The following is a 19,572-nucleotide window of genomic DNA, read 5'->3' on the forward strand; positions in this document are numbered from 1 at the left end:
CGTCAAGGATTCCACCGATACATGGACGCGGTTCTGTTCGACATGGACGGGCTTCTCGTGGACAGCGAGAAGGTGTGGTTCGAGGTCGAGAGCGAGGTGATGGCGCGGCTCGGCGGCGAGTGGAGCCACGCCGACCAGCGGCATCTGGTGGGCGGCTCCATGCCGGCCGCCGTGGACCACATGCTCAGGGTCACCGGTTCGGCCACCGACCCGGCCGACGTGGAGACGTGGATGCTGGAGGGCATGACCCGCCGGCTGTCCGCCGGCGTGGAGATGATGCCGGGCGCCGCCGAGCTGCTGACGGCCGTACGGCGGGCCGGCCTGCCCACGGCCCTGGTCACCTCCTCGGTCCGGCCGATCGCCGACGCCTGCCTGGCCTTCATCGGCCGCCACCACTTCGACCGCGTGGTGACCGGCGACGACGTGGCGCGGACCAAGCCGGACCCCGAGCCGTACCTCACGGCCACCCGCCTGCTGGGGGTGGCCGCCGCCCGGTGCGTCGCCCTGGAGGACTCCCCGAACGGCGTGACCGCGGCGACCGCCGCCGGCTGCCGGGTGGTGGCCGTGCCCAGCGTGCTGCCGATCCCCTCGGCCCCCGGCCGCCTCGTCGTGGACTCCCTGCACGAGGTCGACGTCGAGGTGCTCCGGGCGCACGTCCTCGGCGCCGCCTGACCCGGGCCGCCCGCGGGGAGGGCCGGGGCACGCCCTCGGAGGGCCCGCCGAACCGGGGGGATCCCCGAGAGACCGCCGCCGCTCCCGGGGCCGTCCCCTAGGGGATCATCCCTCCCCCGGGAGGAGGAACCCCCGCGATCCCGCGTGCCAGGATGGAAGACGGGTACGCCGATACGAGGGACGGTCCGCTATGTCGTTCGAACAGATCGCATGGTTGCCGCTCTGCGCCGGGTTGACCGGGGTGGGGTTGCTGCTCAGCTTCCTGGGGATGCGCCGCAGGGGGGTGCTGGCCGGACTGCGGGGGGTGGCGTGGTCGCTGCTGCCGCTGGCCGCCTATCTGACGGGCGCGCTGCCCACCCTCTGGCGGATCGGTACGGCGATCGTCGGGTTCGTCACCGGCGTGGCGCTCAACCCCATGGTGTGGGCGGGGGTGGCCCTGGCCGGGCTGTCGGCGGTGCTGTTCGTGGTGACCGGGGCGGTGCGCAGCCGCCGGTTGCGGACGTCCGGGGCCGGGCGGGGCGCGGAGGCGCCGGCCGGGGGAGCGGGGGCCGGCGGGGGCGGCGCCGTACAGGGCTCCTCGGGCACCCGGCCGCTGCCGCGTCCCGGGGCGGCGCCCGCCGACCCCGCCCGGCCCGCCGCCGGATCCGGCACCCAGCCCATGGCCCGGCCCGGTGCGAAGCCCGCCGGGAAACCGGCCGGGAAGCGGGCCGCCTCCTCCGATGACGACTTCTCGGAGATCGAGGACATCCTCAAGCGACGTGGGATCGGTTGACACTGAGTTACCCCTCAGTGCAATGTCACGAATCCGAGACAGAAGCGGAACGGCTTCCTGACATTCGGCCCAAGATCAAAACAAATGAATTGCGCATGAATCACAGTTGAGCCACATAGCGCCCTCAGGGGTTGGTCTGCGCAGATCAGCCCATAGATTCTGCGTCCAGGACCGTGAGCGCGGTTCGGAACAGCAGGAGGGCGCACCCCACCCGGGCGCACCCGTCGGACAACGTCGTCTGGGATCCAGGGGGCCACACGCATGACCACGCCGCTCGACGTCTCCGGGCAGGCCATGGAGGCCCAGCCGGAGGCCGTTCTCCAGGGGACGGGCGGAAAGGCCATCGAAGGCCGTTCGCTCGGCCAGATCGCCTGGACTCGCCTCAAACGCGACAAGGCCGCCGTCGCGGGCGCCGTCGTGGTGGTGTTCCTCGTTCTGGTGGCGATCTTCGCGGAGCGCCCCTTCGGAGGACTGATCGCCCTCTTCGGCGACTCGCCCAACATCCCCAACAACGACCTCATCGACCCGATGACCAGCGCGCCGACGGCTCCCCTCGGCGGCATCAGCCTGGAGCACCCCTTCGGCCTGGAGCCGGTCAACGGCCGCGACATCTTCGCCCGCATCCTGTCGGGCGCGCAGATCTCGCTGCTGGTCGCCTTCCTCGCCACGCTCGTCTCGGTGGTGATCGGCGCGCTGCTGGGCGTGCTCGCCGGCTACTTCGGCGGCTGGATCGACACGGTCATCAGCCGGCTGATGGACGTCTTCCTGGCCTTCCCGCTGCTGCTGTTCGCGATCGCCATCGTCGGCGCGCTGCCCGACCAGGCGCTCGGCATGAAGGGCAACGCGCTGCGCATCGCGGTGATCGTGTTCATCATCGGGTTCTTCAGCTGGCCCTACATCGCGCGCATCGTGCGCGGCCAGACACTGTCGCTGCGCGAGCGCGAGTTCGTCGACGCCGCCCGCTCGCTGGGGGCGACGAACCGCTACATCATCTTCCGCGAGGTGTTCCCGAACCTCGTGGCGCCGATCCTGGTCTACTCCACGCTGCTCATCCCCACCAACATCATGTTCGAGGCGTCGCTGTCGTTCCTCGGCGTGGGTGTGAACGAGCCCCAGGCGTCCTGGGGCGGCATGCTCACCCGGGCGGTCGACTACTACCAGATCGCCCCGCACTTCATGATCGTTCCCGGTCTCGCGATCTTCATTACCGTGATGGCCTTCAACCTCCTGGGCGACGGGCTGCGGGACGCCCTCGACCCGCGAGCCAGGTAGCGCGAAGCGACCGTCGCGACCGTTCGTCTCCACCACCGCCACTTCACGACAAGGGGTGTACCACCACGATGAGGAAGACCAAAGCCCTTGCGCTCGCCGCGCTGGGTACCACGCTGAGCATGGGTCTTGCCGCCTGCGGCGGCACGGCCGGCGGCGGTGGCAACAACACGGGCTCGGGCAACCAGGGCACCGGAGCCTCCGGCACGGCCTTCAACGACGCCTACACCAAGCTCGTCAACGCCTCCGACGCCAAGGGCGGCACGCTCAAGTTCGCCCTGACGGACGAGCCGGACTCCACGGACCCGGGCAACACCTACTACGCCTGGAACTGGAACTTCTCGCGGCTGTACGCCCGCCCGCTGATGACCTACCAGCCCGCCCCGGGTGAGGAGGGACTGAAGCTCGTCCCCGACCTCGCCGAGGGCCCCGGCCAGGCCAGCGAGGACGGCAAGACCTGGACCTACAAGCTGAAGAAGGGCATCAAGTACGACGACGGCACCGAGGTCAAGGCCGCCGACGTCAAGTACGCCATCGCCCGCAGCAACTTCACCTCCGAGCTCACCGACGGCCCGAAGTACTTCGCCCAGTACCTCGACGCCGAGGGCTACAAGGGTCCGTACAAGGACAAGAACCTCGACGACTTCAAGGGCGTCGAGACCCCCGACGACTACACCGTCGTCTTCAAGCTCAAGGCCCCGTTCTCGGAGTTCGACTTCCTGGTCGCCAACCCGCAGTCGGCTCCGGTGCCGCAGGCCAAGGACACCGGTCTCGACTACGAGAAGAACGTCGCCTCGACCGGCCCCTACAAGTTCGAGAGCTACGAGGTCGGCAAGCAGCTGAACCTCGTCAAGAACGAGAACTGGGACCCCTCGACCGACACCACCCGCAAGCAGCTGCCGGACCGCATCGAGGTGCAGTACAAGCAGAACGCCGACGACATCGACCAGCGTCTGCTCAACGGGCAGATCCACGTCGACCTGGGCGGCACCGGCGTCCAGCCCGCGGCCCGCGCCAAGATCGTCGGCAAGCCCGAGCTGAAGAACTCGTCGGACAACCCGTACACGCCGTTCAACCGCTACGCGATGATGTCGACCAAGGTCAAGCCGTTCGACAACATCGAGTGCCGCAAGGCCGTGCAGTACGCCACCGACAAGGTCGCCACCCAGGCGCCGTGGGGTGGCCCGCTCGGCGGTGACATCGGCAGCACCGCGATGACCCCGACCACCGTCGGCTACAAGCCGTTCGACCTGTACCCCAACGGTCAGGACCACAAGGGCGACAAGGACAAGGCCAAGGCGAGCCTCGCGGCCTGCGGCCAGCCGAACGGCTTCGAGACCAACATCGCGGTCCGCGGTGACCGGGTCAAGGAGGTCCAGGTCGCCGAGGCCCTGCAGGCCTCGCTCGACCAGGTCGGCATCAAGGCCACGATCAAGAAGTACCCCTCGGGTGACTGGAGCTCGCAGTACGCCGGCAAGCCGGAGTTCGTGCACAAGAACAACCTGGGCATCATGATCGCCGGCTGGGGTTCCGATTGGCCGTCCGGCTTCGGCTTCCTGTCGCAGATCGTCGACGGTCGCTTCATCAAGGACTCCGGCAACTACAACATGATGGAGCTGGACGACCCGACCGTCAACGAGCTGCTCGACAAGGGCATCCAGACCACCGACACGGCGGCCCGCAACGAGATCTGGTCCCAGGTCGACAAGAAGGTCATGGAGTCGGCGGCGTTCATGCCGTTCGTCTACGAGAAGACGCTTCTCTTCCGCCCCTCGAACCTGACCAACGTGTACGTGCACCCGGCCTACGGCATGTACGACTACACGTGGCTCGGCGTCAAGCAGCAGTAGTCCTTCTCTAGCCAACCAAAGGCAGGTGAAGGCCATGGTGCCCGGGAGTGACCCTCCCGGGCACCCGGCCGAACGATCGTGGTCGCATTCATCGTCCGCCGCGTGATCGCCGCCGTGCTGATGCTCGCTGTCGTCAGCGCGGCCACCTTCGCGATCTTCTTTCTCATCCCACGGGCCCTGGGACAGACCCCCGAGGGCATGGCGTCGCGCTACGTCGGACGGGATGCCACCCCCGAGGCGATCCAGGGCGCCGTCAAGCGGCTGCACTTGGACGATCCGCTCATCGTGCAGTACGGGCGGTTCGCCAAGGGCATCGTCGCCGGCGAGGACTACTCGCTCGGCCCGCGCAAGGCCGAGTGCCCGGCGCCCTGCTTCGGCTACTCCTTCAACAACAACCAGCCGGTCTGGCCGACGCTGCTCGACCGGCTGCCCGCGACGATGTCGCTGGCCGCGGGGGCGGCGATCCTCTGGCTCATCGCCGGCGTCAGCATCGGCATCGTCTCCGCGCTGAGACGCGGCACCGCGCTCGACCGCGCGGCCATGACCGTGGCGCTCGCCGGCGTCTCGCTGCCCATCTACTTCACCGGCCTGGTCTCACTGTCGGTGTTCGCCTACACGCTCGGGATCTTCCCCGGCGGCGGCACCTACACCTCGATCTCCGAGAACCCCATCGCCTGGTTCCAGGCGCTGGTCCTGCCCTGGATCACCCTGGCGTTCCTCTACGCGGCCCTGTACGCCCGGCTCACCCGGGCGGGCATGCTGGAGACCATGGGCGAGGACTACATCCGCACGGCCCGCGCCAAGGGCCTCAAGGAGAGCACGGTCGTCACCAAGCACGCCCTGCGCGCCACGCTGACCCCGATCCTCACCATCTTCGGACTCGACGTCGGCCTGCTGCTGGGCGGAGCCGTGCTCACCGAGAGCACCTTCTCCATCCCCGGCGTCGGCAAGCTGGTCATCGACGCGATCCGCGGCAACGACCTGCCGGTCGTGCTCGGCGTGACCATGTTCGCGGCCTTCTTCATCGTCCTGGCCAACCTCATCGTGGACATCCTGTACGCGGTGGTCGACCCGAGGGTGAGGCTCTCATGACGACGGCGCCCGGTTCCTCCGCGCCCGACTCCTTCCTGGAGCTGCGCGACCTGCGCATCCACTTCCCGACCGAGGACGGAGTCGTCAAGTCGGTCGACGGCCTGTCGTTCAAGCTCGATCGGGGCAAGACCCTGGGCATCGTGGGCGAGTCCGGCTCCGGCAAGAGCGTGACCAGCCTCGGCATCCTCGGCCTGCACAAGGGCGGCCGGGCGAAGATCTCCGGTGAGATCTGGCTGGACGGCGAGGAGCTCGTCGGGGCGAGCGTCGACCACGTGCGGACGCTGCGCGGCAAGAAGATGGCGATGATCTTCCAGGACCCGCTGTCGTCCATGCACCCGTACTACACGGTCGGCGCCCAGATCATCGAGGCGTACCGGATCCACCACAAGGTCAGCAAGCAGGTGGCCCGCAAGCACGCCATCGACATGCTCGGCCGGGTGGGCATCCCGCAGCCCGACAAGCGCGTCGACAGCTACCCGCACGAGTTCTCCGGCGGCATGCGCCAGCGCGCCATGATCGCCATGGCCCTGTCGTGCGACCCCGAGCTGCTGATCGCCGACGAGCCCACCACCGCCCTCGACGTGACGGTCCAGGCGCAGATCCTGGACCTGATGCTCGACCTGCAGCGCGAGTTCAACTCCGCGCTGATCGTCATCACCCACGACCTCGGCGTGGTCGCCGAGCTCTCCGACGACATCCTGGTGATGTACGGCGGCAGGTGCGTCGAGTACGGCAGTGCCGAGGACATCTTCTACCGTCCCGAGCACCCCTACACCTGGGGCCTGCTGGGCTCCATGCCCCGCCTGGACCGCGAGCCCACCGAGCGGCTGATGCCGATCAAGGGCAGCCCGCCCTCCCTGATCAACGTGCCGACCGGCTGCGCCTTCAACCCGCGCTGCGCCTACGAGGGCCGCACCGGGGGCAAGGCCACCACCGAGGTGCCCCAGCTCGCCGAGACCGAGGGCGGCCACCTGGTCCGCTGCCACATGCCGCCCGCGGAGCGGCGGGCCATCTGGGAAAACGAGATCAAGCCGATGTTGGAGAGCACGTGACTGACGACAAGGGCGCTGCGGTGACCGATCCCGGTGCGCTGCTGTCCGTCCAGGGGCTGCAGAAGCACTTCCCGGTGACCAAGGGCCTGCTCAGGCGTCAGGTCGGCGCGGTCAAGGCGGTCGACGGAGTCAGCTTCGACGTCCGCAAGGGAGAGACGCTCGGCCTGGTGGGCGAGTCCGGCTGCGGCAAGAGCACCACCGGCCGCCTGATCACCCGCCTGCTGGAGCCGACCGGCGGGAAGATCGTGTTCGAGGGCGAGGACATCACCCACAGGTCGCAGTCGTCGCTGCGGCCGCTCCGCCGCGACATGCAGATGATCTTCCAGGACCCCTACTCCTCGCTCAACCCCCGGCACACGGTGGGCGCCATCGTCAGCGCGCCCTTCCGCATCCAGGGCATCAAGACCGAGCAGGGCATCAAGAAGGCCGTCCAGGAGATCCTGGAGCTGGTCGGGCTCAACCCCGAGCACTACAACCGCTACCCGCACGAGTTCTCCGGCGGGCAGCGCCAGCGCATCGGCATCGCCCGCACGCTCGCGCTCAAGCCCAAGCTCATCATCGCCGACGAGCCGGTCTCCGCCCTCGACGTGTCGATCCAGGCGCAGGTGGTCAACCTCCTGGAGGACCTGCAGAACGAGCTCGACCTGACCTACGTCATCGTCGCGCACGACCTGTCGGTCATCCGGCACATCAGCGACCGGGTCGCGGTCATGTACCTCGGCAAGATCGTCGAGCTGGCCGACCGCAAGGACCTGTACGAGTCGCCCATGCACCCGTACACCAACGCGCTGATGTCGGCGGTGCCGGTCCCCGACCCGGCCCGGCGCAAGGACCGCGAGCGCATCCGGCTCCAGGGCGACGTGCCCAGCCCGCTCAACCCGCCGCCCGCCTGCCGCTTCCACACCCGGTGCTGGAAGGCCCAGGAGGTCTGCAAGACGGTGGAGCCGCCGCTGGTCGAGCTGGCCACCGGCCACCAGGTCGCCTGCCACTTCCCGGAGAACGCTCCCGGCGCGGCCGCCAGGCCCGCCCCGGGGGAGACCGTCCCGGCCTGACCGCCCGCCGGGGGAGACCGCCCGGCCGGCCATCCCGCGCGACGCCGGGACGAGCACGCCTCGTCCCGGCGCCCGGCTCCCCTCCCCGCGCCCGGCCCCTCGTCCCGATCGGCCCCGCGTCCGCGTCCGCGTCCGGTCCACGGCCCGGCCGGCCCCGGCGTCCGGCCCCTCGGCCCGCGAGCCGCTCCCGGCCCGCGGGCGCCTCAGCCGAGCGCCGACATGACCGGGGCGAAGAACCGCGACCGGTCACCGGGCAGCGGCCCGGACCCGGCGACCATGTCCGACGTCCGCATGCCCGCGGTCACTCCGTGGCCGTCCAGCCACGCCGCCAGCTCCGGGCGCCGGTCCTCGACCTCCAGCCGCACCGGCCGCCCGGCCCGCGCGGCGAGGTCGGCGATCAGGGCGCGGGCGTCCTCCGGGCCGGCCGCGATCACGGGGCCGACGACCGTGTTGGTGACGTTGCGCCACATCCCCGCGTACCCCGACACGCCCCGGCCGTCGTCGATCACCCGGATCTCCTCGGCGAAGCCCGCGTAGCGCCGCAGCAGATCGGACCGGTTCGCGCCCACGACCTCGGCGTCCAGGTCGGCGATCGCCTTCAGGTCCTCCGGCCGCGCGGCGCGGGAGACGCCCGACGGCGGCCCGGTGAAGACCCCCACGTGCATGGAGGCCCCGCCGGTCACCCGGAACCCCAGCTTCTCGTACAGGGGGCGCCCCTGGGCGGTGGCGTTCAGGAAGACGGTCAGGCCGCCCGCCCGGTCCAGCACGTGCGCGATCAGCCGGGTGCCCAGGCCCCGCCGCGCGAGGCGTGAGGCCACCAGCACCATGCTGACCGCCGCGGTGCGACCTCCGTACCGGGTCAGGATCGCGGTCGCCACCAGGTCCCCGGCGCCGTCCACGATCCCGTACCCCTCGCCGCCCTCCAGCAGGAAACGCCACTTGCGCTCCTCCCGGCCCCAGCCCCTGTCCTCGGCGAGCCGCAGGCAGCCGTCGAGGTCGCCGGACGTCAGCTCCCGGATCACCATCACATTCCTCCAAGATCCCGGGCGCCCCGGCCACGGTGCCGGGGAGCGCCGTCGCGGCGGGCCAGGCCCGTCCGGGCGGCTCGCCCGTCCCGCGAACATCACCGGACGATCCTCGGGTACGGGACGCCGGCCGGTCCGACAGTTTCCCGCTATGCCGATAGCCGACGGCTATCATCCCGGGGTGGACATCACGCTGCCCGCCGTACGGGCGTTCGTCGCCGTCGCCCGCGCCGGCTCCTTCCGCGGGGCCGCCGCCGCGCTCGGGGTCAGCCAGCCGACGGTGAGCGCCGCGGTGCGCCGCCTGGAGGCCGCGGCGGGCCGGCCGCTGCTGGTCCGCGACCACGACGGCGCCCGCCTGACCGAGCTGGGCGCCGGGGTGCTGGCCCACGCGGCCGCGGTGACCGCCGCCGCCGACGAGTTCGAGGCCCTGCTCGCCGGGGACGCCCCCGGCCTCACCGTGGGCTTCATGGGCGAGGCGGCGGGGACGCGCACCTCGACGCTGCTCGGCACGGTACGGCGGGCCTCCGGTCGGGACGTACGGCTGCGCCGCTTCGACTTCGACGACCCCTCCTGCGGCCTGCTGGCCGGGACCAGCGACCTGGCCGTGGTGTGGCCGCCGCTGACCGATGACGCCCTGGAACTCATGGTCGTCAGCGCCGACCGCCGGGCCGTCGCGGTGCCCGCCGGCGACCCGCTCTCCCGGGCCTCCGTCCTCGGCCCGGCCGACCTGGGCGGCCGGGTGTGGGTGGTGCCGCGCAGTCCCGACCCGGTCTGGCGGGACTTCCGCGGCCCCGGATCGCTCGGCGTGACGGACATCGCCGGTGAGATCGGGTCCGGCGCCATCGAGGAGACCCTGGAGCTGGTGGCGTCGGGTCAGGGGATCGCCCTGCTGTCGCAGAGCACCGACGAGCACTACGCCCGCACCGGGGTGGTGTTCGTGCCGCTCTCCGGCGACCGGCGGTGCACCGTCGCCCTCGCCTGGCGGCGCGCCGACACCCGGCCGGTGCTCTCCCGGATCCTCGCCGAGCTGCGCCGGCACGCCCCGGCGGGCCACCCGCCGGCGCCGTGACCGCGGGTCCGGGGCCGGGCCCCGCTCGCCCGGGGGCGGATGAGGCTCGATCAGGGACCGTTCCCCGTCGGTGAGGTCTCCGCCGGTACCACCTTGCGGGCGCTGTCGCGAAGCTGTGCCACCGCGCGGGCGATGAGGTCGCCGCGCCGTCGATCCTGGCGGGCGTGGACGACGATGCGCCGGAAGACGGTGGGGCGGACCACGGGCCTGGCGACGACTCCGCCGGGGAGCTCCGCGACGGCCAGGCGTGGCATGACGGTGACGCCGATGCCCGTCTCCACCAGTCGCAGCGCCGCCCGGTGATCGTCCAAGCGGGCGGCATAGCGCGGCGTGAATCCGGCGGCCCTGCAAGCGGTCAGGATGATCTGCCCGATCGGACTGTCGTAGATGTCGTGGTCCACCCAGGGCTCGCCCTCGAGGTCCCGGAAAGCGAGTTCGCGGGCATCGGCGAGGGGGTGGTCGGCGGGGAGCACGGCGACGAGTTCCTCGACGGCGAGCTCATGACGCTGGTAGCCGTCAAGGTGCACCTCGGCTCCGTCGGCGGGCTCGGTCCGGATGTCGAGGTCCGGCCGTCGGCGACCGCGCCCGTCCACGGGTTCGTTGAGGCTGATCTCGACGGTGAGGTTCGGCCGGTGCCGGCGAACGGTCCGCACGACCTCTGGGATCCACCGCTCGGCCGCGGAGGCGAAGCAGGTGATCGCCAGATGCTGCGCCTGACCGCTCCGGAGGTCCGCGACGACACGTTCAAGGCGTCCGAAGTCGGCGAGGAGCGACTGAGCCTGGTCTGCCAGGTGCCGCGCGGCATCGGTGGGGCTGATACCGCGTCCCTGCTTCTCGAAAAGGACCAGCCCGGTCTCCTTCGCCAGGGCGGTCATGTGCTGGCTGATCGTCGCCGGGGAGTAGCTGAGGTTCCGTGCCGCCTGGTTGATCGACCCGGCGGCCAGGACCGCGCGCAGGATCGCGAGGCGTTGCGGGTTGAGCATGGCATCGATCGTAAGGCAATACCGAATGATAAGTCGTATTTGTTTGCTTGTTACGAGTTTTGTCGTCGATGGAAGATGGCACCGAGCAGAAGATCCGACGTCGTCTCGGACGCGGTGAGAGAGGGTTGACGATGGACACGACGTTTTGGGACGAGGCGGACCGCCTCCTGATCCGCTACGGAACCGGCTTCACCCCGCGGGTCATCGAACGAGCCTCCGGTGCGTACGTCTTCGATCGCCAGGGCACGCCGATCCTCGACTTCACCTCAGGGCAGATGAGCTCCATCCTCGGCCATGCGCACCCGGACATCGTGGCGACGGTCTCGTCCGCGGTCGCGTCGCTGGACCACCTCTTCAGCGGCATGCTCAGCGCTCCCGTGCTGGAGCTCGCCGACAGGCTCACCGCGACCCTGCCCCCGGCGCTCGGCAAGATGATGCTGCTCACCACGGGAGCCGAGGCGAACGAGGCCGCGATCAAGATGGCCAAGCTCTCCACCGGCCGCTTCGAGATCGTCTCCTTCGACCGCTCGTGGCACGGCATGACCCAGGGGGCCGCCGCCGCGACCTTCTCCGCCGGGCGGCATGGCTACGGTCCCCCGACACCGGGCAACCTGGCGCTGCCCACGCCGAACGCCTATCGTTCGCCGTTCCGATCCTCCGACGGGTCGTACGACTGGGAGGCCGAGCTCGCCTACGGCTTCGCCCTGGTCGACCGGCAGTCCGCCGGGAGTCTCGCCGCCTGCCTCATCGAGCCCATCCTGTCCTCAGGCGGGATCATCGACCTGCCGCCGGGATATCTGCGTCGTCTCAAGGAGATGTGCGACGAACGCGGGATGCTGCTCATCCTGGACGAGGCGCAGACCGGCCTCGGCCGCACCGGAACGATGTACGCGTTCGAGCGCGACGGGGTCGCACCCGACATCCTGACGTTGTCGAAGACCTTGGGAGCCGGACTGCCCGTGGCGGCCGTCATCACGACCGACGAGATCGAGCAGGTCTGCCACGACCGGGGTTTCCTCTTCTACACCACCCACGTCTCCGACCCCCTGGCGGCCGCCGTCGCGCTTACGGTCCTCGACGTCGTCGAGCGCGAGAACCTCACGGAGCGTGCCGCGACGCTGGGCGGCCAGCTCACCGGCCGGCTGCTGGCGCTGCGCGACGACTACGAGGTCGTCGGTGACGTTCGCGGCCGTGGCCTGCTCCAAGGCATCGAGCTCGTCAAGGACAAGAAGAGCAAGGCGCCCGCCGACGCACTGGGCAAGGCGATCACCGCGGCCTGTCTCGAACGAGGCCTGCACATGAACATCGTCCAGCTACCCGAGATGGGCGGCATCTTCCGCATCGCCCCGCCTCTCACGATCAAGGAAGACGAACTGCACCTCGGCGTGGACATCCTCGAGGCGTCGCTCAAAGCGGTGCTCGACGCCGCCGGGTGAGGTGAACCGGCGCCCCGCACCCGTCGCCGCCGGCATCGGTCCGCCGGAGGGCGGGGCGTCGTGAGACGAGGACGGCCGTACCGCGTGACCGGCAAGGACGGATCACGCGGTGGCGGCTCGTACACCACCTCGGTGGACGTGACCGGCTCCGAACGGTTCCTAGGAGAAGGTGGTGCCCGGGGTGATCAGACCGGTCTCGTAGGCCAGGACCACGGCCTGCACCCGGTCGCGCAGGCCCAGCTTGGTGAGGACGTTGCCGACGTGCGTCTTGACGGTCGTCTCGCTCACCACCAGCTCGGCGGCGATCTCGGCGTTGGACATGCCCCGGGCGATCAGCCGCAGCACCTCCAGCTCGCGCTCGGTGAGGCGCTCCAGCCGGACCGGGGCCGACGGGCGGCGGGTGGACGGCAGGTGCGCGCCGAACCGGTCGAGCAGCCGCCGGGTGACGCTCGGCGCGACGATGGCGTCGCCCGCCGCGACCACCCGGATGGCCTGCACCAGATCCTCGGGCGGGACGTCCTTGAGCAGGAAACCGCTGGCCCCGGCGCGCAGCGCCTCCACGATGTACTCGTCCAGGTCGAACGTGGTCAGCACCAGCACCCTGGGCACGTGGGCGCCGTGCGCCGCCTCCCGGACGATCCGGCGGGTGGCGTCGATGCCGTCCACGCCCGGCATCCGGACGTCCATCAGGATCACGTCGGGCAGCAGCGCCCTCGCCTGCTCCTGGGCGGCCTTGCCGTCCCCGGCCTCGCCGACGACGGTGATCTCCGGCTCGGCCTCCAGGATGAGGCGGAAACCGGTGCGCAGCAGTGGCTGGTCATCGACCAGCAGCACTCTGATCGTCATCACACACCTTCGAGGGGAACCGGGCGCCGGCCTCGGAGCGGCCCTCCGCACGGGCCGATCCGCAGAACTCCACCATAGAGGCGCGGCGTGCCCCCCGGCGCCGCGAGCCCGCGCCGGGTCCGTTCCGGGGAGAGGCCCGGCCCCGCGGCGCCGCGGCCGTCACCGGTCCCGCACGCCGCCGCACGCCCGGCCGGGACGGCCGGTCCCGGAGCCCGCCGGCCGGCCTGGTACGGCGGGCCTCAGAGCTCGTCGGTGGCGGCCCTGGGCGTGCGGCGGGTGCTGCGCACGGTGTCGCCCGGCTGCCGCTCGGGCACCGGCGGGGGAGTGCCGCCGAACTCCGGGCACAGCTCGCGGTAGTTGCACCAGTCGCACAGCCGGCTGGGCCGTGGACGCCACTCGCCGGTCTCCAGCGCCCGCTCGATGGCCGCCCACAGCGCCTGCACCTTGCGCTCGGTGGCCAGCAGGTCGGCCTCGTCGGGGGCGTAGCGCAGCACCTCGCCCTCGCCGCCGAGGTACATCAGCTGCAGCAGGCGCGGCACCGACCCGTGCAGCCGCCACAGCGTCAGCGCGTAGAACTTCATCTGGAACAGCGCCTTGGCCTCGAAGGCCGGCCCCGGCGCGCTGCCGGTCTTGTAGTCGACCACGCGGACCTCGCCGGTGGGCGCGACGTCCAGCCGGTCGATGAAACCCCGCAGCATCAGGCCGCTGTCGAGCACCGCCTCGACGTACAGCTCCCGCTCGGCGGGCTCCAGGCAGGTGGGGTCCTCCAGGGTGAAGTAGCGCTCCAGCATGGCGCGGGCCCCGGCCAGCCACTCGGCCCGCTCCTTCTCCCCGGAGAACATGCCGGCGTAGGCGGGCTCCTCCTCGAGGAGCCTGTGCCACTGCGGCTCCAGCAGATCGAGGGCCGCGGCCACCGTACGACCCGGCGCCGGCAGGTCGTACAGGCGCTCCAGCACCGAGTGGACGACCGTGCCGCGCACCGCGGCGGGCGACGGCGGCTCGGGAAGCCGGTCGACCACGCGGAACCGGTACAGCAGCGGGCACGTCATGAAGTCCCCGGCGCGGGACGGCGACAGCGCTCCGATGATCGTGGGCTCGGTCAGTGACATGTCCGCACTGTAGGTCACGGTGACGACAGTTTGGGCCCGGGGTGGGCCGCGGGCGTCCGCGCCCGGCGTGGGCGGCGCGTAGCATCAAGGCCAACAGACGCGAGCGAGCGAGGAACGGTGAGCCAGCGGTGAGCAGCGAGAGCCCGCGCCAGGAAAATCCCGGGCTGCGGATGGGACGGCCGTTCGGCATCCCGGTCTATGTCTCGCCGACCTGGCTGCTGGTCGCGGCGTTCATCACGTTCACCTTCCAGGAGGTCGTGGCCTACCGGCTGCCGCAGCTCAGCCTCCCGATGACGTACGTCGTCTCCTTCGTCTTCGCGGTCCTGCTGTACGTGTCGGTGCTGCTGCACGAGCTGTCGCACTGCGTGGTCGCCAAGATGTACGGCCTGCCGGTCCGGCGCGTCACCCTCTACCTCCTCGGCGGCGTCTCGGAGATCGAGCGCGAGCCGGAGACGCCCGGCAGGGAGTTCATGGTCGCCTTCGCCGGGCCGCTGCTGTCGCTGGGCCTGGGCGCCGCCGGCTACGCCGCCTCGATGTTCATCGACCCCGGCACCGTCCTCGGCGTCCTGGTCTTCCAGCTCTGGCTGGCCAACCTGGTCGTCGGGATCTTCAACCTCCTGCCCGGCCTGCCGCTGGACGGCGGGCGCATGCTGCGCGCCGGGGTCTGGAAGGCGACCCGCAGCCCCGGCTCGGGCACGATCGCGGCGGCCTGGACGGGCCGCGTGCTGGCCGTCGTCCTGATCGCGGTGCCGGTCAGCCTGGCGCTGATGAGCGGCCAGGACCCCAGCTGGGGCATGGTCATCTGGTCGGTGCTGCTGGCCAGCTTCATCTGGATCGGCGCCACCCAGGCGCTGCAGGGCGCCAAGCTGCGGGCCCGCATCCCCCAGCTGAACGCCCGCTCCCTGGCCCGCCGGGCCGTCGCCGTGACCGGGGACGTGCCGCTGGCCGAGGCGCTGCGCCGGGCCGCCGAGGTGCGCGCGGGCGCGGTGGTCGTGGTCGGCCACGACGGCCGCCCGACGGGCATCGTCAACGAGGCGGCGGTCGAGGCCACCTCGGAGCACCGCCGTCCCTGGGTGACGGCGGGCTCGCTGGCGCGCGGCCTCGAACCGTCGCTGGTGCTGGCCGCCGACCTGGTGGGGGAGTCCCTGATCGACGCCATGCGCCAGTCCCCGGCGGGGGAGTACCTCCTGGTGGAGCGCGACGGCACCGTCTTCGGGGTGCTCGCCACCTCCGACGTCAACCGGATGTTCAGCGGCGTCTGATCCGCGCCGGGGGTCCGGGCCCGCCGCCCGCGCGGCGCGGCCGGAGCCATGGGCCGCGTCACGGTCAGGGAGCCGGAGGGCCGTCTCCCGCCTCCCGCGCGGCACGAGCCGGTGGTCCGGGCGGGGTCGCCGAGGCCGGGAGGGAGCCCGTCCCGCGGCCGTCTGCTGTACTTTTTCCTACGGCCTGGAATGATCGGCGATGTCGGTCCGCCGCATCCCCGCCCCGGGCCGGCCGGACGCCCCATCCCAGCCACCGAGACTCAGAGGACAGAATGCAGAAACGAGCCGCGTTTTCTCCCCGCACCGAAGGACGGGGCCGTCACGCCGGGGGTGCTCGGTGAGCGGGGACGGCCTGGGAACGGTGCGCCCGCTGCCGGGCAGCGGACTGGTCGCCCGCGTGGAGGGCCTGCTGCTGGTGTGCGACGCGGCCGAGACCGTCGCCGCGGACCTCCTCGCGGCGCTGCACGACACCGCCGCCTCCGGCGGCGACGGCCGGGCACTGGCCCGCCGGGTGGCCCAGGTGCTGGCCGTCATGATGGGCGAGCCCGTCGCGTGCGCCGTCGCCGGGTCCGTGGGCGACGGGGTGGCCGTCCTGGTCAGCGGACCCGCCTCCGCGGCGGTCACCGGCCCGGGCGGAGAGGTACGGCTCGCCGGGCGCGACGCGCTCACCTGGTCGGACCGGCTGGTCCCCGGCCCGGTCACCGGCATCGAGCTGCGCCTGCCGGAGGCCGGCCCGGCGCATCCGCTGGCCCGGCTGGACGGCGGCGTGGTCGTCGGCGGCGGTATCCTGTGCGACCCGGCCGGCGCCGGGGCCCCGCCCGCGGCCCGGAGCGCCGTGCCGCGGCAGGCGGAGGCGCCCGCGACGGAGGCCCCGCCGCCCGCGCCCTACCCGATGGGTCCCCCCGACCCCGCCCCGCCGATCCCGGTCCCGCCGCCGCCGCGGCCGGAGCAGCAGGCGTGGCACCCCGAACCGGGACCGCAGGTCCCGCCGCAGCAGGGTCCGGTGTCCGGCCCGATCCCGGCCGTCGCGCCGCGGGAGACGGACACCCTGGAGCCCACGGGTGCCATGGAGGCCGCCGGGACGGGCGGCGAGCCCGCCGGGCCGCGCGAGCGGCCGTTCGAGCCCGAGTCCCGTGAGCGCCAGTTCGCCTCCGAGCCGCCGGCGCAGGGCGGCCCGCAGGCGGCGCCCGAGCCGGAGGCCGCCCCCGCGGCGCAGCCGCTGGTCTACGGGGTCGACTGCAAGAACGACCACTTCAACGACCCGCGCGTGCCGTACTGCGCGGTGTGCGGCATCGCCCTCGTGCAGCGCTCGCTCGCCCCCTACCAGGGGCCGCGCCCGCCGCTGGGCGTGCTGCTGCTCGACGACGGGATGACCCTGCGCCTCGACGCCGACCACCTCGTCGGCCGCGACCCCGACCGGGCGCCGGAGGTCGCCGACGGCTCGGTCCGCCCGGCGAAGGTCACCAGCCCCGACGGCTCGGTGTCGCGCCGCCACCTGCGGGTGGCGCTGGACGGCTGGGACGTCAACCTGATCGACCTCGGCTCGGTCAACGGCACGCAGATCCAGCCGCCGGGCGACCCCAACTTCTACGACATCCCGCCGAACGAGCCGGTCACGATCATGCCGGGCACGACCGTGCGGATCGGGGTCTCCCGCACCATGCGCTACGAGTCGCACCGCAACCGCTGACCGGCTCCGGGGAGGCCTCCCCGCGCCTCCCCGGCCCGGGGAGGCGCCGCCTGGCCTAGGGAGGCGCCGCCCGGCCCCGGGGAGGCCCCTGGGCCGTCCGGGCGGGCCGATCCGTCAGGCCCCGGCCGTCCGGGCGCGATACCACAGCAGGTCGTCCACGCGCGTGCCGCCGGGGCCGGGGAGCCTGCCGTGCAGCAGCGCCTCCCGGGTGAAGCCCGCGCGCTCCAGCACGCGGTGGGAGGCGATGTTGTCCGGCGAGGTGCCGGCCACGATCCGGGCCAGCGGGGTGTGCGCCAGAGCCCACTCCGTGAGCAGGTCCACCGCGCGGGAGGCGAACCCCCTGCCCCGGAACTCCGGCAGCAGGCTGTAGCCGGTCATGGCCTCGCCCAGCGGGGGGATGATCGCGCTGAGCTGGATGTGCCCGGCGAAGGCGCCGGTGGTGGCGTCCCGTACGGCGAGCTCGACCCGCTCGCCGGCCAGCCACAGCATGCCCGCCTCCCGGCAGAACCGCTCGCTGTCGTCGGGGTCGGGCGCCTCCGGCGGGACGCTGTGGGCCACGACGTCCGGCAGGCTCTGCAGGGCGTGGTAGTCGTCGGCGTCGCCGGCCTCCAGCGGCGTCAGCCGTACGACGCCGTCGGTCAGCGAGCCGCCGGGCAGGTCCGGGAGGAGCGACCGTACCCGCTCACCCGAGTCGGTGGCCAGCCGGGCGAAGGACGCCAGGTCGCCGCGGGTGCCGTCGCGGCGGGGCTCGGCCGCGCGCCGCACGCCCTCCCGGCCGAAGCCGGCGGCCATCGCGACCCGCTGGCTGGGGAGGTTCTCCACGTCGGCCAGCAGCTCCACGCGCGCCACCCCGTGGGCGAAGGCGCGCTCCGTCAGCGCCCGGGTGGCAGCGGTGGCGACGCCGCGGCCCCGCGCCCACGGCGCGATGAGGTAGCCGACCTCGGCGTTGCCGCGCGGGTCGGACGGCTTGAGGCTGATGTTGCCCAGCCACTCGCCGGTGCCGGCGTCCGCCACGGCGAAGGAGGCGCCGCCGTTGCCCCATGTCCGCCCGGCGACCTCCAGATAGGAGGACGCGTCGGCGAGGGTGTACGGCACCCGGACGCTCGGGACGAACCGGATGATCAGCGGATCGGCGCAGGCCCTGACCATCGGTTCCAGGTCGGCGGGGGTCACCTCGCGCAGGAGGACGGAACCGGCGGGGATGACGTCTCTGGGGAACACCCTCCAAGTGCTATCAGTTCCTCCCGAAAGGAGCGAACGAATTGCCTCCTCCGCGCGTCCGGCGGCCCCGCCGCCCGGGATCGGGGGCACCCCGCGCGCCGATAACCTTGCGTTCATGGGTTTTCGCAGGCATGGGCCCTTCAGGGCCGGGGATCAGGTTCAGCTCACCGACCCCAAGAACAAGCGCCACACGGTGACGCTGAAGGAGGACGGGGTCTTCCACACCCACAAGGGTGCGATCCCGCACAGCGACCTCATCGGGCAGCCCGAGGGGTCGGTGGTCCGTTCGTCCGGCGGCACCCAGTACCTCGCGTTCCGGCATCTGCTCCAGGACTACACGCTGTCCATGCCGCGCGGCGCGGCGGTCATCTACCCCAAGGACTCGGCGCAGATCGTCGCGATGGCCGACGTCTTCCCCGGCGCGCGCGTCGTCGAGGCGGGGGTCGGCTCCGGCGCGCTGACGTGTTTCCTGCTGCGCGCGGTGGGCACGGAGGGCAAGGTGACGTCCTACGAGCGGCGCGCGGACTTCGCGGAGGTGGCCACCAAGAACGTGGAGAAGTTCTACGGCGGCCCGATGGAGCAGTGGCGCCTGGTGGTCGGGGACTTCGCCGAAGCGCTCGACGAGAGTGACGTCGACCGGATCATTCTCGACATGCTCGCGCCGTGGGAGTGCGTGGACGCCGCGGCCAAGGCGCTCACGCCCGGCGGGGTGATCTGCTGTTATGTGGCGACCACCACGCAGTTGTCGCGAACGGTCGAAACTCTGCGCGAACACGGGAGTTTCACCGAGCCCCACGCGTGGGAGACCCTGGTTCGCGACTGGCACGTCGAGGGGCTCGCCGTACGGCCCGACCACCGGATGGTCGGACACACCGGATTCCTCGTCACCGCCCGTCGCATGGCGGACGGGGTGACCCCACCACCCCGGCGTAGGCGTCCGGCAAAGGGAGCGTATGGCGAGGACTCGACTTCCACCGCATGATGACGATTCAGCCACGAGAGCACGTAGGCGTGTTACATGACGCCAGACGGTCGTGTTCTTATGCTTCTACGCACTAACCGCTTCATAAGGGATTAATCGCCAGATACTTAATGTAGCTATACGAACACTGCTCTACCAGGTAACTGACAGCCCCCGGATGGGTAGGGTTTTGAGTAGTCGGTCTCGACTG

At 71.8% G+C, this 19,572-nt stretch carries 17 protein-coding genes; 12 read left to right on the top strand and 5 right to left on the bottom strand.

Annotation, left to right across the window (positions count from 1 at the left end):
• Positions 1 to 21: 21 nt before the first annotated feature.
• The 7 genes from HDA43_RS31610 to HDA43_RS31640 all read left to right on the top strand — a co-directional run bounded on the left by HDA43_RS31610 (position 22) and on the right by HDA43_RS31640 (position 7,759).
• Positions 22 to 672, top strand: coding sequence for an HAD family hydrolase (locus tag HDA43_RS31610; RefSeq protein WP_179828106.1), 651 nt, complete (start codon positions 22 to 24; stop codon positions 670 to 672).
• 190 nt (positions 673 to 862) lie between these two features.
• Positions 863 to 1,444, top strand: a complete 582-nt coding sequence (locus HDA43_RS31615; RefSeq protein WP_179828108.1) for a cellulose synthase — start codon at positions 863 to 865, stop codon at positions 1,442 to 1,444.
• Between the two features lie 261 nt (positions 1,445 to 1,705).
• The gene (locus tag HDA43_RS31620) at positions 1,706 to 2,716 is read left to right on the top strand and encodes an ABC transporter permease (RefSeq protein WP_179828109.1); all 1,011 of its coding nucleotides are present in this window, start codon (positions 1,706 to 1,708) and stop codon (positions 2,714 to 2,716) included.
• A gap of 68 nt (positions 2,717 to 2,784) precedes the next feature.
• Positions 2,785 to 4,563 (top strand): ABC transporter substrate-binding protein, encoded by a 1,779-nt coding sequence (locus HDA43_RS31625; protein WP_179828110.1) that lies wholly within the window; start codon positions 2,785 to 2,787, stop codon positions 4,561 to 4,563.
• A gap of 78 nt (positions 4,564 to 4,641) precedes the next feature.
• Positions 4,642 to 5,655, top strand: a complete 1,014-nt coding sequence (locus HDA43_RS31630) for an ABC transporter permease (protein ID WP_179828111.1) — start codon at positions 4,642 to 4,644, stop codon at positions 5,653 to 5,655.
• Positions 5,652 to 6,707: an ABC transporter ATP-binding protein gene (locus tag HDA43_RS31635; protein ID WP_179828112.1), complete on the top strand. Its 1,056-nt coding sequence runs from the start codon at positions 5,652 to 5,654 to the stop codon at positions 6,705 to 6,707. Before HDA43_RS31630 ends, HDA43_RS31635 begins: the two co-directional genes overlap by 4 nt.
• Positions 6,704 to 7,759 (top strand): ABC transporter ATP-binding protein, encoded by a 1,056-nt coding sequence (locus HDA43_RS31640; RefSeq protein ID WP_312873635.1) that lies wholly within the window; start codon positions 6,704 to 6,706, stop codon positions 7,757 to 7,759. The genes HDA43_RS31635 and HDA43_RS31640 overlap by 4 nt, the downstream gene beginning before the upstream one ends.
• Before the next feature lie 203 nt (positions 7,760 to 7,962).
• Here HDA43_RS31640 and HDA43_RS31645 read toward each other — a convergent pair whose 3' ends face one another.
• A complete protein-coding gene (locus HDA43_RS31645; RefSeq protein ID WP_179828113.1) occupies positions 7,963 to 8,784 on the bottom strand; it encodes a GNAT family N-acetyltransferase in 822 nt (273 codons plus the stop codon).
• 181 nt (positions 8,785 to 8,965) lie between these two features.
• On the opposite strand from HDA43_RS31645, the gene HDA43_RS31650 reads away from it, so the two are divergent.
• Positions 8,966 to 9,853, top strand: coding sequence for a LysR family transcriptional regulator (locus HDA43_RS31650; protein ID WP_179828114.1), 888 nt, complete (start codon positions 8,966 to 8,968; stop codon positions 9,851 to 9,853).
• Between the two features lie 50 nt (positions 9,854 to 9,903).
• Here the strand turns inward: HDA43_RS31650 and HDA43_RS31655 are convergent, their stop codons facing one another.
• Positions 9,904 to 10,836: a LysR family transcriptional regulator gene (locus tag HDA43_RS31655; protein WP_179828115.1), complete on the bottom strand. Its 933-nt coding sequence runs from the start codon at positions 10,834 to 10,836 to the stop codon at positions 9,904 to 9,906.
• Positions 10,837 to 10,967: 131 nt separating this feature from the next.
• Here HDA43_RS31655 and HDA43_RS31660 point away from each other — a divergent pair, with 131 nt between their 5' ends.
• A complete protein-coding gene (locus HDA43_RS31660; RefSeq protein WP_179828117.1) occupies positions 10,968 to 12,272 on the top strand; it encodes an aspartate aminotransferase family protein in 1,305 nt (434 codons plus the stop codon).
• A gap of 159 nt (positions 12,273 to 12,431) precedes the next feature.
• Here the strand turns inward: HDA43_RS31660 and HDA43_RS31665 are convergent, their stop codons facing one another.
• Both HDA43_RS31665 and HDA43_RS31670 read right to left on the bottom strand, forming a co-directional pair.
• Positions 12,432 to 13,118, bottom strand: a complete 687-nt coding sequence (locus tag HDA43_RS31665) for a response regulator (protein ID WP_179828119.1) — start codon at positions 13,116 to 13,118, stop codon at positions 12,432 to 12,434.
• 239 nt (positions 13,119 to 13,357) lie between these two features.
• Complete coding sequence (locus tag HDA43_RS31670; RefSeq protein WP_179828121.1) at positions 13,358 to 14,227, bottom strand: RecB family exonuclease; 870 nt, start codon at positions 14,225 to 14,227, stop codon at positions 13,358 to 13,360.
• Positions 14,228 to 14,397: 170 nt separating this feature from the next.
• On the opposite strand from HDA43_RS31670, the gene HDA43_RS31675 reads away from it, so the two are divergent.
• Entirely contained in the window at positions 14,398 to 15,489 is a 1,092-nt protein-coding gene (locus HDA43_RS31675; protein WP_179828880.1) for a site-2 protease family protein, read from the top strand.
• A gap of 337 nt (positions 15,490 to 15,826) precedes the next feature.
• Positions 15,827 to 17,179 carry an FHA domain-containing protein gene (locus tag HDA43_RS31680; protein WP_179828123.1) on the top strand — a complete coding sequence of 451 codons (1,353 nt, stop codon included), beginning with the start codon at positions 15,827 to 15,829 and terminating at the stop codon, positions 17,177 to 17,179.
• Positions 17,180 to 17,293: 114 nt separating this feature from the next.
• Here the strand turns inward: HDA43_RS31680 and HDA43_RS31685 are convergent, their stop codons facing one another.
• Positions 17,294 to 18,400: a GNAT family N-acetyltransferase gene (locus HDA43_RS31685; protein WP_312873636.1), complete on the bottom strand. Its 1,107-nt coding sequence runs from the start codon at positions 18,398 to 18,400 to the stop codon at positions 17,294 to 17,296.
• 115 nt (positions 18,401 to 18,515) lie between these two features.
• Here HDA43_RS31685 and HDA43_RS31690 point away from each other — a divergent pair, with 115 nt between their 5' ends.
• Positions 18,516 to 19,382 (top strand): tRNA (adenine-N1)-methyltransferase, encoded by an 867-nt coding sequence (locus HDA43_RS31690; RefSeq protein WP_179828127.1) that lies wholly within the window; start codon positions 18,516 to 18,518, stop codon positions 19,380 to 19,382.
• Positions 19,383 to 19,572: the final 190 nt, after the last annotated feature.

Origin of the sequence: Streptosporangium sandarakinum, assembly GCF_013409935.1 — a bacterium.
GTDB classification, from domain to species: Bacteria; Actinomycetota; Actinomycetes; order Streptosporangiales; family Streptosporangiaceae; genus Streptosporangium; species Streptosporangium nondiastaticum.

Excerpts from the sequence above, each read along its gene's own strand:
- HDA43_RS31660 (WP_179828117.1), top strand. The coding sequence starts at position 10,968 with ATGGACACGACGTTTTGGGACGAGGCGGACCGCCTCCTGATCCGCTAC.
- HDA43_RS31615 (WP_179828108.1), top strand. The coding sequence starts at position 863 with ATGTCGTTCGAACAGATCGCATGGTTGCCGCTCTGCGCCGGGTTGACC.
- HDA43_RS31645 (WP_179828113.1), bottom strand. The coding sequence starts at position 8,784 with ATGGTGATCCGGGAGCTGACGTCCGGCGACCTCGACGGCTGCCTGCGG.
- HDA43_RS31620 (WP_179828109.1), top strand. The coding sequence starts at position 1,706 with ATGACCACGCCGCTCGACGTCTCCGGGCAGGCCATGGAGGCCCAGCCG.
- HDA43_RS31655 (WP_179828115.1), bottom strand. The coding sequence starts at position 10,836 with ATGCTCAACCCGCAACGCCTCGCGATCCTGCGCGCGGTCCTGGCCGCC.
- HDA43_RS31610 (WP_179828106.1), top strand. The coding sequence starts at position 22 with ATGGACGCGGTTCTGTTCGACATGGACGGGCTTCTCGTGGACAGCGAG.
- HDA43_RS31625 (WP_179828110.1), top strand. The coding sequence starts at position 2,785 with ATGAGGAAGACCAAAGCCCTTGCGCTCGCCGCGCTGGGTACCACGCTG.
- HDA43_RS31670 (WP_179828121.1), bottom strand. The coding sequence starts at position 14,227 with ATGTCACTGACCGAGCCCACGATCATCGGAGCGCTGTCGCCGTCCCGC.
- HDA43_RS31665 (WP_179828119.1), bottom strand. The coding sequence starts at position 13,118 with ATGACGATCAGAGTGCTGCTGGTCGATGACCAGCCACTGCTGCGCACC.
- HDA43_RS31690 (WP_179828127.1), top strand. The coding sequence starts at position 18,516 with ATGGGTTTTCGCAGGCATGGGCCCTTCAGGGCCGGGGATCAGGTTCAG.
- HDA43_RS31675 (WP_179828880.1), top strand. The coding sequence starts at position 14,398 with ATGGGACGGCCGTTCGGCATCCCGGTCTATGTCTCGCCGACCTGGCTG.
- HDA43_RS31635 (WP_179828112.1), top strand. The coding sequence starts at position 5,652 with ATGACGACGGCGCCCGGTTCCTCCGCGCCCGACTCCTTCCTGGAGCTG.